This window comes from Bradyrhizobium sp. Tv2a-2 (assembly GCF_000472425.1).
Classification (GTDB): domain Bacteria; phylum Pseudomonadota; class Alphaproteobacteria; order Rhizobiales; family Xanthobacteraceae; genus Bradyrhizobium.
This window is the reverse complement of record NZ_AXAI01000027.1, coordinates 68,994-78,869: the sequence shown is the minus strand read 5'-3', so window position 1 is coordinate 78,869 and position 9,876 is coordinate 68,994. Positions and strand designations below refer to the sequence as shown.

General features: G+C 64.1%; 9 protein-coding genes and 1 pseudogene. 3 read left to right on the top strand and 7 right to left on the bottom strand.

Annotated elements, in window-relative coordinates:
* Positions 1 to 220, top strand: a pseudogene (locus tag A3AI_RS44125) (IS256 family transposase); the annotation flags it as partial.
* A gap of 47 nt (positions 221 to 267) precedes the next feature.
* Positions 268 to 426 carry a hypothetical protein gene (locus A3AI_RS48325; RefSeq protein WP_156928094.1) on the top strand — a complete coding sequence of 53 codons (159 nt, stop codon included), beginning with the start codon at positions 268 to 270 and terminating at the stop codon, positions 424 to 426.
* 20 nt (positions 427 to 446) lie between these two features.
* Here A3AI_RS48325 and A3AI_RS0135635 read toward each other — a convergent pair whose 3' ends face one another.
* The 4 genes from A3AI_RS0135635 to A3AI_RS0135615 form a co-directional block, all read right to left on the bottom strand.
* Positions 447 to 1,655, bottom strand: coding sequence for an RluA family pseudouridine synthase (locus A3AI_RS0135635; protein WP_024520112.1), 1,209 nt, complete (start codon positions 1,653 to 1,655; stop codon positions 447 to 449).
* 263 nt (positions 1,656 to 1,918) lie between these two features.
* The gene (locus A3AI_RS0135625; protein ID WP_024520111.1) at positions 1,919 to 3,256 is read right to left on the bottom strand and encodes a replication-associated recombination protein A; all 1,338 of its coding nucleotides are present in this window, start codon (positions 3,254 to 3,256) and stop codon (positions 1,919 to 1,921) included.
* Positions 3,253 to 4,647: a DegQ family serine endoprotease gene (locus A3AI_RS0135620; protein ID WP_024520110.1), complete on the bottom strand. Its 1,395-nt coding sequence runs from the start codon at positions 4,645 to 4,647 to the stop codon at positions 3,253 to 3,255. The genes A3AI_RS0135625 and A3AI_RS0135620 overlap by 4 nt, the downstream gene beginning before the upstream one ends.
* A gap of 65 nt (positions 4,648 to 4,712) precedes the next feature.
* Positions 4,713 to 5,090 carry a winged helix-turn-helix transcriptional regulator gene (locus tag A3AI_RS0135615; RefSeq protein WP_024520109.1) on the bottom strand — a complete coding sequence of 126 codons (378 nt, stop codon included), beginning with the start codon at positions 5,088 to 5,090 and terminating at the stop codon, positions 4,713 to 4,715.
* 115 nt (positions 5,091 to 5,205) lie between these two features.
* Between A3AI_RS0135615 and A3AI_RS0135610 the strand changes: the two genes are divergently transcribed.
* Positions 5,206 to 6,219: a zinc-binding alcohol dehydrogenase family protein gene (locus A3AI_RS0135610; RefSeq protein WP_024520108.1), complete on the top strand. Its 1,014-nt coding sequence runs from the start codon at positions 5,206 to 5,208 to the stop codon at positions 6,217 to 6,219.
* Between the two features lie 150 nt (positions 6,220 to 6,369).
* On the opposite strand, the gene A3AI_RS0135605 is transcribed toward A3AI_RS0135610, so the two are convergent.
* The 3 genes from A3AI_RS0135605 to A3AI_RS0135595 form a co-directional block, all read right to left on the bottom strand.
* Positions 6,370 to 7,680, bottom strand: coding sequence for a chloride channel protein (locus A3AI_RS0135605; protein ID WP_024520107.1), 1,311 nt, complete (start codon positions 7,678 to 7,680; stop codon positions 6,370 to 6,372).
* A 70-nt stretch (positions 7,681 to 7,750) separates the two neighbouring features.
* On the bottom strand, positions 7,751 to 7,975 hold the full coding sequence (locus tag A3AI_RS0135600) for a hypothetical protein (protein ID WP_024520106.1): 225 nt from the start codon (positions 7,973 to 7,975) through the stop codon (positions 7,751 to 7,753).
* A 148-nt stretch (positions 7,976 to 8,123) separates the two neighbouring features.
* A complete protein-coding gene (locus tag A3AI_RS0135595) occupies positions 8,124 to 9,755 on the bottom strand; it encodes a porin (protein ID WP_024520105.1) in 1,632 nt (543 codons plus the stop codon).
* Between the last annotated feature and the right edge of the window lie 121 nt (positions 9,756 to 9,876).

Below are 9,876 nucleotides of genomic sequence, written 5' to 3'. Positions count from 1 at the left end.
GATCGAGAGCGTGTTCTCCACGGTGCGGCACCGGACGGTGCGAACGAAAGGATCGCTCTCGCCGAAAACCGCGAAGCTGATGGTGTTCAAGTTGATCGACGCCGCATCGAAGACATGGCGCCGACTGAAAGGAACAAATCAGTTGCCGAAGGTCATCGCCGGTGTAAAGTTTACTGACGGCATCGAGGTCATTCCGACCACTGAAAGCCACGCCGCCTGATCAGGCCGCGTCACCCAGAATCAGCCATAGCTCGAGTTTTCTCCGATGTGCCTGATGGCGCCTACGTGTTCGGCTATCCGGCCGTTGCCATCGGCCGCGCGCTGGAACGATACCGATATCTCGGGCGCCAAAAGATGCTTCACCGCAAGATCAACGAGATCACGACACGGGTGGAGGCGATCGAGGAAGGCAAGACAGCGCGGTAAGTCCGGCTGCCCGTGAGCGCTCACTCCTCCGGCGCGTTCTCGATCGGATCGAAGCGGCTCGCATCAAATCCCAGCAGGTTCCAGGATTGCTGCATATGCGCCGGCAATGGCGCTGTAGCGTCGATTATGCCGCCGCGCGGATGCGGGATCACGATCCGGCGCGCCAGTAGATGCAGCCGGTTCTGCAGGCCGCCCGGAAATTCCCAATTCTCGCGGTTGAAATATTTGGGATCGCCGACGATGGGGTGCTCGATATGTGCCATATGCGCGCGCAGCTGGTGGGTGCGGCCAGTGACGGGCTTCAGCGAGACCCAGGCGAGCTTGCTCCCCGCCGTCTCGACGACGGCGTAATAGGTCACCGCATGGCTCGCGCCCTCGTCGCCATGGGCAGCAATGCGCATGATGGTGTCGTCCTCGTTCTCCTCTTTCGCCAGATAGGTCGAGATGCGGCCCTGCTTCGGCTTGGGGACGCCGGCGACCAAGGCCCAATAGAGTTTTCGCGCGGAACGGTGGCGGAATGAGCCTGTCAGCGCGGTGGCAGCAAAGCGCGTTTTGGCAACCAGCAGGCAGCCCGCGGTTTCCTTGTCCAGCCGGTGCACCAGCCGCGGCTTCTGCGCCCTGGCGTCGCGCATCGCCTCCAGCATCTGATCGACATGGCGCGTGGTGCCGGAGCCGCCCTGCACCGCGAGCCCCGCCGGCTTGTTGAGGACGAGCACGTCGTCGTCCTCGAACAGGGTCATCGCCTTGAGCGCGTCCAGCGTCTTCCGCTCGGTCTCCGACAGCGAGGCTGCGAGCTTCGGCGCATCCAGCCGCAAGGGGGGAATGCGCACGCTCTGCCCCGCCTCCAGCCGGTCCTTGGAATCGGCGCGCTTGCCGTTCACGCGCAGCTCGCCTTTGCGGACGATGCGCTGGATGTGGGAGAACGACAGCCCCGGAAACCGCGCCTCGAGAAAGCGGTCGACACGCATGTTGTTTTCGTCAGCAGTGACGACGACGGTCTGTACCTTGGTCGGCAGCGCGGCCGGCTCGGCCGCGGCTTTCGGTGGCTTCGCCGGCTGCTCGGCAGGGCGTCGCGGCTCGCCGCGCTCGGCGGCAAAGCGGGCGGGCTTGCCCTGTGGACGGAAGCCAGCCTTCGGCTCGCCTTTGGGGCGCTCGCGAAGCGGACGCGGCCCCTTGCGCTCGTCGCGTGCGCGGGGACTTGACTGGGTTCTCTTGATGCGGCGGCTCATCCGGTCTGCCTAGCCCAAAAGGCGCGAATCGTCACGGTGAAAACGCCACAACTGCGCTGATTGACCCGGCTCAGCGGGTGACTGCGGAGCGCGACCCCGTAGGGTTCGGCTGCCGAGGGGCGGAAGCATGGCATTCGCAGTCAAGGCCGAGATTCGAGATCCGCGAGCTCAATTTCAAGTTCTATCGTCAGGCGACCGACAAGATCGTCGGAATTTCGGATGAAGCGGCGACGTACCTCGGCAAGTTCTTCTAAGCGCGTCGGCTACTTCCCTGCCCGCTCCCGCCTGAGCTTCGCCCAATAGTCCAGCCGCTTCCTGATCTCGCGCTCGAAGCCGCGCTCCGGCGGATCGTAGAAGGTCTGGCGCCCGAGGCTTTCGGGGAAATAATCCTGGCCGGAAAAGGCGTCCGGCGCATCGTGGTCGTATTCGTAGCCCGAGCCGTAGCCCTCGTCCTTCATCAGCCCGGTCGGCGCGTTGAGGATGTGCTTCGGCGGCAGCAGCGAGCCGGCTTCCTTCGCGACCCGCTTGGCCGCACCAAAGGCCATGTAAGCGGCGTTCGATTTCGGAGCGGTGGCGACATAGATCACGGCCTGCGCGATCGCGAGCTCGCCTTCCGGTGAGCCCAGAAAATCATAGGCGTCCTTGGCAGCATTGGCGATGACGAGCGCCTGCGGATCGGCAAGCCCGATATCCTCGACCGCCATCCGCACCACGCGCCGCGCCAGGAACAGCGGGTCCTCGCCGGCATCGAGCATGCGCGCGAGATAATACAGCGCAGCATCAGGATCGGAGCCGCGCACCGCCTTGTGCAGGGCCGAGATCAGGTTGTAGTGGCCGTCGGCGGACTTGTCGTAGATCGGCGCGCGGCGCTGCAAGATCTCCTGCAATTGCGCCGCATCGAAAATCTCGCCCGGACGCGCGGCGCGCCACACCTCTTCGGCGAGCGTCAGCGAGGCGCGGCCGTCACCGTCGGCCATGCGCACCAGCACCGCGCGCGCCTCCGCATCGAGCGGCAGCTTCCTGCCCTCGACCTCCTCGGCGTGGCGAAACAGCTTTTCGATCGCAGCCGGATCGAGCGAGTGAAACACCAGCACCCGTGCGCGCGACAACAACGCCGCGTTGAGCTCGAAGGACGGATTTTCGGTGGTGGCGCCGACCAGCACCACGGTGCCGTCTTCCATCACGGGCAGGAAGGAATCCTGCTGCGCGCGGTTGAAACGGTGCACCTCGTCGACAAAGAGCAGCGTGCCCTTGCCCATCTCGCGCCGGGCACGCGCCGCATCGAACGCCTTCTTCAGATCGGCGACGCCGGAGAACACAGCCGAGATCTGTTCGAAATGCAGCTCGGTTGCGTCGGCCAAAAGCCGCGCAACGGTTGTCTTGCCGGTGCCCGGCGGTCCCCAGAACACCAGCGAGCCGAGCGTGCGCGTCTCCAGCATGCGGGTCAGCGCGCCGTCGGGGCCGAGGATGTGATCCTGGCCGACGACGTCGGACAATTTGCGCGGACGCAGCCGGTCGGGCAGCGGATGCGGCGCGTCCTGCTCGAGGCCGGCGGCCGCGAACAGCGATGCGCCGCTCTCGCGTGGTCGCTTCGGGCTCATCCGCCCAGCGTGACGTTGATCTGCTGGCCGCCGCGCAACAGCGTGATCCGCCACAGCCGCGACTGGTCGCGCGTCACCTTGTCGAGATCACCGGTCTTGGAGATCTTCTTGCTGTTCACCGCCAGGATGATGTCGCCCTTCTGGAAGCCGACAGTGGCGGCCGTGGAATCCTCGGACAGCTCGGTGACGACGACGCCTTCGGTGTCCGCATCGAGGTGCAATTCGTCGGCGACCGCCGGCGAGATGTTGGCGACTTTCGCGCCCTGGAACGGCGAACGGCCGGACAGCGTGATCTCGTCGCGATCCTTATCGGGTGCGGTCTCCAGCGCGACGGCAAGCTTCAGGGTCTTGCCGCCACGGATCGCGTCGATTTGCGAGGTGCCACCCAGCGGGTGGGTCGCAAAGCGGTAATCGAAGCCGTTGGGATCATCGATCGGCTGGCCATCGATCGCGGTGATGAGATCGGACGCCTTCAGCCCTGCGCGTGCGGCCGGGCTACCCTGCACGACGCTTGCGACCAGCGCGCCGCTCGGCGTTTTCAGCCCAAGGCTGTCTGCGATATCAGGCGTCACGGTCTGGAGCTTCGCGCCGAGCCACGGCCGCTTGACCGATTTGCCGCCGCTCTTGGCGGAGGCGACGACCACCCGCACCATGTTGGCGGGGATGGCAAAGCCGATGCCCTGCGAGCCGCCGGAGCGCGAATAGATCGCGGTGTTGATGCCGGCAAGCTTGCCGGTCATGTCGACCAGCGCGCCGCCGGAATTGCCGGGATTGATCGCCGCATCGGTCTGGATGAAGAACTGGTAGTCGGTGATGCCGACCTGCGTGCGCGCCAGCGCCGAGATGATGCCATGGGTCACGGTCTGGCCGACGCCGAACGGATTGCCGATCGCGAGCACCACGTCGCCGACCATCAGCTCATCCGAATTGGCGAAATCGAGCGTCGGGAATTTCTCATGGGCGTCCTTCAGGCGGAGCACCGCGAGGTCGGAGCGCGAATCCTTCAGCACGATCTCGGCCTCGAACTCGCGCTTGTCGGACAGCGAAACCTTCACCTGGTCGGCGCCCTCGATGACGTGGACGTTGGTGACGACGAGGCCTGAGGCATCAACCATCACGCCCGAGCCGAGCGAGCGCTGCATCTGCTCCTGCTGCCCGCCGGGAAGGCCGAAGAAGCGGCGGAAGATCGGATCGTCCAGGAACGGATTGTGGTTCTGGACCATCTTGGCCGCATAGACGTTCACCACCGCCGGCTGCACGCGCTGCACGATCGGCCCGTAGGACAGCCGGAGTTCAGCGGCGGAGGCTGGCACGCGACGATCCTGCGCAAGCGACGGCGTTGCGATGAGCGCAGAAACCAGAAGCGCTGCGGCGAGACGGATGAGCTTCATGCGGGAGATCCTGGGATTGGTAGGGCCTGATATAGGCAGGAGGTCGGTCATGGGAAGCGCGAGGTTCAAGCCGCACGCTCCTCGGCTGCGACCGCATCCGGCGCGGGCGCGCAAGATAGCCGCTCCTGATGCCGTTCGCCCCACGCCTTTAGTGTATCGATCACGGGGCGCAAGCTCTCGCCCATCTCGGAGAGGCAATACTCTACCCGCGGCGGAACCTCGGCATAGACCTTGCGAATGATCAGCCGGTCCTGCTCCAGCGCCCGCAGCTGCTTGGTCAGCATGCGCTGGGTGATGCCGGGCATCTGCTTGCGCAGTTCGCCAAAGCGCTGGGTGCCCTGCTGCAGATGGTACAGGATGACGCCCTTCCACTTGCCGTCGATCAAGTCCAGCGTGGCTTCAACCGCGCAGCCCGGCCGGTGGGCAAAATTCCGTCGTTTCATGAGAGTTCGTCCAATAGTATCCGATTGGGGACTATATCCCTGAATTTACAGTACTTGCCAAGTTGGTTCCAAGCAGACAGTTAGGCGGCTGCTTTCAGCCCACAGGAGACAAGCCATGAAGGCGGTCGGATACAAGAAATCCCTTCCCATCGACGCTGCGGACGCCCTGATCGATTTCGAGGTCCCCAAGCCCGAGCCGACCGGCCGCGACATCCGCGTCGCGGTGAAGGCGATCTCGGCCAACCCGGTCGATTACAAGGTGCGCAAGCGCGCCGAGCCGCCCGAGGGCCAGGTCAAGATCCTGGGTTACGATGCCGCCGGAATCGTGGACGCGGTCGGCCCCGAGGTCTCGCTGTTCAAGCCGGGCGATGAGGTGTTCTATGCCGGTTCGATCCTGCGCCAGGGCACCAACTCCGAGTTCCACCTGGTCGATGAGCGGATTGTCGGCAAGAAGCCTGAAAGCCTCTCTTTCGCGCAGGCCGCGGCCCTGCCCCTGACCTCAATCACCGCCTGGGAACTGCTGTTCGACCGGCTCGGCGCCGTGCCCGGCAAGAGCGTCGATCCGCGCACGCTTTTGATCACGGGCGGCGCCGGCGGTGTCGGCTCGATCCTGATCCAGCTTGCCCGCCGCCTGACGGGGCTCACGGTGGTTGCGACCGCGACGCGGCCCGAATCGCAGAAATGGTGCCTCGAGCTAGGCGCTCATGCGGTAATCGACCATGGCAAGCCGATGAAGGAGCAGATCGAGAGCTTGAGGCTGCCGCCGGTTGCCTTGGTCGCAAGCCTCACTTTCACCGAGCAGCACTACAAGGCAATCGCCGACTTCATGGCGCCGCAGGGAAAGTTCGGCCTGATCGACGACCCCGCCGAGTTCACTATGAGCGTGTTCAAGGGCAAGGCGATCTCGGTGCACTGGGAATCGATGTTCACCCGCTCCTCGTTCCAGACGCCTGACATGATCGCGCAGCACCACCTGCTCAACGATGTCGCCGATCTCATCGACAAGGGCGTGCTGCGCACCACGCTCGACCAGAGCTTTGGCAGCATCAACGCGGCCAATCTGAAGCGCGCGCATGCGCTGCTTGAGAGCGGCAAGTCGCGCGGCAAGATCGTGCTGGAGGGGTGGTAGGCCTTATACCGTCATTGCGAGCCAACGGGTCCGCGCGAAGCGCGGCCCGATGACAGGCGCCGCGAAGCAATCCAGGGCCGAGTATGAGGCTCTGGATTGCTTCGTCGCTGCGCTCCTCGCAATGACGGAGAAGGAACGCCTTTGCCCACCCTACGTCTTGTCGCGAGGTGACTCCGCTCTTTCGACAAAGCCCTTGGCGAGCGCGTGGTAGACGCCCTCCTCGCAGATCAGCTTCGACGTCCCGTGCGCGATCAGGGCCGCGGCCATCAGGGGCACCACCATGGCGTGGTTGTCGGTCATCTCGGTCACAATGACAAAGGCCGTGATCGGCGCCTGTACCACGCCTGCGAAATACGAGACCATGCCGAGCAGCATGATCGCGGCAATCGGCGCGCCGTCGAACAGCGACGCGACATTGGTGCCGATGCCGGCGCCGATCGCCAGCGACGGCGCAAAGATGCCGCCGGGAATGCCGCTGATCGCCGCGAACGTAGTCGCCAAAAATTTCAGCAGGCCGAAGTCCGTCGGCAACGGTGAACCACTCTCCAGCGCCGTTTTCACCTGCGAATAGCCGGTGCCGTAGATCGTGTCCCCCGAGATGAGGCCGCAGATTGCGACGGCGAAGCCGCAGGCCAATGCGAAGACCAGCGAGTTGCGCTTGATGGCCGGCCCCACGCTGCCAGGAAGGCCGCGCGCCATGGTGATCAGGATGCGACTGAACACCCCGCCGGCGAGCCCGCCGGCGACGCCGCACACGGGGATGGCAAGCCAGTCGAGACCATTACGGAGGGCCGCAGGGCTCGAACCGAAATAGGTGTAATTGCCCATCAACGCGATCGAGGTGAGGCCGGCCGCGATGACGGCTGCGATGATCAGGCTCGACGCGCGCGTCTCGAAGGCGCGGCTCATCTCCTCGATGCCGAACACGATGCCGGCGAGCGGCGTGTTGAAAGCCGCCGCGACGCCCGCCGCCGCACCCGCCAGGATGAGGCCGGGCTGACGCCGCGGCGAGAAGCGTCCCAGCGCAAACATGATGGAGGCGCCGACTTGGACGGTGGGCCCTTCGCGTCCCACGGACGCGCCGCACAGCAGGCCGAACAAAGTGAGGATGACCTTGCCGATTGCGATCCGGATCGAAACCAGGCTGTTCCTTGCCTTCTGGTCGGTCAGATGGCGTGCCGCGATTGCCTGCGGGATGCCGCTGCCCTGACTGTTGGGAAAATAGCGGTTGGTCAGATACACCGCGGCCGCGAAGCCGAGCGGCGTCACGACGAGCGCCGCATAGCGCGACTTCGAGAGCAGAAACGCGAAGGCAAGCTGTGCCTGGTCGGCGAGCAGCGCAAGCACGACCGCGGCACCGCCGACCACGACGCCGCCAAGCAGGAAGATCGCGCGCCGCTGCAGACGCGCGGAGGTGAGCTTCAGGCGCCGTTTCGAGCGGGTGGACAGCACGGTTCGCATGCGCTGAGATTGCCGATCGCAGCGAATGATGCAAGACTATTGCGGCGGCGCGACTGGGCCGCCCTCGCCGCTACTTCGCCTGAGCCGCCGTCTGGATCGCCTTCCAGTCGGATTTTTCGGCAAGCGCCAGCGCTTCGTCCTCGCTGATGCCGCTATAGCTGAAGGTGAACACTGCCTCCTTGCCAAGTGCGACTATCAGCGCACCGGACTTCTGCGGTGTGTTGTAGCTCCTGAGCACCGACATGCCGTGCATGGTCGATGTGACCATGTGCCCTTCGGAGGTTTGAAGATTCATCCCGGATTACCACTCTCCCGTATTGTTTGGCGGCCCACAATAGCAATCGGTCGCGTCACGGGAAAACACTGGCTGGCGGTGCTCATGGCAGGCCAAGCGGGCGTTCTCGCCCACTCGGCCATTATTGGCAATATTGCGGTGCTGCGCGTCAGAAGTTACGCTGCACACGCACCTCGCCGAGGACCGTGTTCTGGTCCTTGAACTGGTACAGCGCGGTCGGTTGCGGAGCGCTCGGCGTGAAGACCGAGCTGCCCGACATGTGCTGGTAAAGGTGGAACCAGTCGACTTCCGCCGAGAAGGTCAGGTTCTTGACGGGCGTCCACTGGGTAAGGAGGCCGACCTGCGAGACTTCATAGTCGGGGTTGCAGGTATAGTTACCGGACGCACTTGCGACCCGCGCTTGGCCGGGATGGCTAGCGGCAAACGCGCTGCAATAGGCGCCCTTCGCGGTCGACAGCCCCGCACCGCCCAGATTGTCGTTGGCTGAACCGTCGTAACTCAAGGCTGCATAGCCGGCGAAGAGGCTGGTCGACCAGTAGGGATCCCAGTGGTGATTGAAGGCCCCGCGAACGCCCCAGGATGTCGTCAGGTGAATGTTGCCATCGCCGCCGTTAGCCACCGGCAGGTAGACGCCGTCAGAGGTCGCACCGAAGCCGACGCTCTGGTAGGCGAAGCCGCTGCCGCCGAACATCGCGAAGCTCGGCGAGGTCGAAGCCGTCGAAATCACATATTTGGTCGCGCCCTTCGAATAGGTCGAGTCCAGCTTGATGTCGTCGCCCGCGCCCGTCGGCAAATTCTTGATCTGCAGCGCGATCATGGCCGCGCCGCCCCACTTGGTCTCAGGATGGCCTGATAGCACCGAGTCGGTCAGAGCGGTCGCGCCCGAGATCGGAATGGCGCCAGCGCCAAGTGCGTTGTATGAGCCGCTGACGGCATGGGCCACGCCGGAGAATTGAAGCAAGCCCCAGGCCTGATCGATCCGGACGTTGCCGGCGAAGTCGGGTGTCGCAAATCCGCCATAGGCGTTCGAGCCCGTCCCGGAGCTGCTGATCGCGCCCGGAATGCCGAGATTGTAGACCGGCGTGCGAGCGAACACCGTCGGATCGATTGCACCGATGGTCGCGGACACCCCATTGCCGAACTCCGCTGTATATTGAACGTTGGGGACACCGGCGTTGTCGTTGGTCTCGCCGCCGATGAAGAAGGAGTTGATGTTGCCTAGGAAGCCCTGCCAGGGCGAGGAAAAGGGCGAGGCCGATTTGCCGAAGGTGAAGCCCGCGAACTGGATAAACACGTATCCGACTGCGACATAGCCGCCGCCGACGCCATCGAGGAACGTGCCGCTGATTCCGCCCAGCGCGGTCGGTGCAGCGCCAACTGTCGAAGGATTGGATGAGCCGAAATTGTTGAACTGGAAGCGGCCTTCCCCGAAGGTTCGAACGACGCCATATTCGGTGCTGGTGCGGGTATCAACTGTCAACGCCAAGCGCGAGCGTGAAGAGAAGTAGTCGTAGAAGCGATTTCCTTGGCCGGAGTCGCCGCTCCAGGCCGGCTGTCCGTGCGGGCCGCCAGCGTTGATGCCAGTATCGACACGCAGATAGCCGCCGATCTTGATGCAAGTGTCGGTGCCGGGAATGTACCAGAAACCGGCGCCGTAGAGACTGCAGACCTTGACATACTCAATGGCCTTGGCCTTGAGCGGAAGATCCGCCGCTTGAGCGGATTCAGCAACAAGGCAAGTGGCCAGCAAGCCAAGCAAGGCCTGTCTGTGACGTGACATAGAAAACCCCTTAAGGTTGTTTGGTGCCGCGACACTGGACTTCGATTGTTCCAGATCTATTACAAAAAGCTGTTCCAGGTGGAGACTTGCAACAGCCTCTTCCGAATCCGTCTTCCGTGTG

Coding starts and splice junctions, on each gene's coding strand:
- A3AI_RS0135635 (WP_024520112.1), bottom strand. CDS start 1,655: ATGAGCCGCCGCATCAAGAGAACCCAGTCAAGTCCCCGCGCACGCGAC.
- A3AI_RS0135625 (WP_024520111.1), bottom strand. CDS start 3,256: ATGAGCCCGAAGCGACCACGCGAGAGCGGCGCATCGCTGTTCGCGGCC.
- A3AI_RS0135620 (WP_024520110.1), bottom strand. CDS start 4,647: ATGAAGCTCATCCGTCTCGCCGCAGCGCTTCTGGTTTCTGCGCTCATC.
- A3AI_RS0135615 (WP_024520109.1), bottom strand. CDS start 5,090: ATGAAACGACGGAATTTTGCCCACCGGCCGGGCTGCGCGGTTGAAGCC.
- A3AI_RS0135610 (WP_024520108.1), top strand. CDS start 5,206: ATGAAGGCGGTCGGATACAAGAAATCCCTTCCCATCGACGCTGCGGAC.
- A3AI_RS0135605 (WP_024520107.1), bottom strand. CDS start 7,680: ATGCGAACCGTGCTGTCCACCCGCTCGAAACGGCGCCTGAAGCTCACC.
- A3AI_RS0135600 (WP_024520106.1), bottom strand. CDS start 7,975: ATGAATCTTCAAACCTCCGAAGGGCACATGGTCACATCGACCATGCAC.
- A3AI_RS0135595 (WP_024520105.1), bottom strand. CDS start 9,755: ATGTCACGTCACAGACAGGCCTTGCTTGGCTTGCTGGCCACTTGCCTT.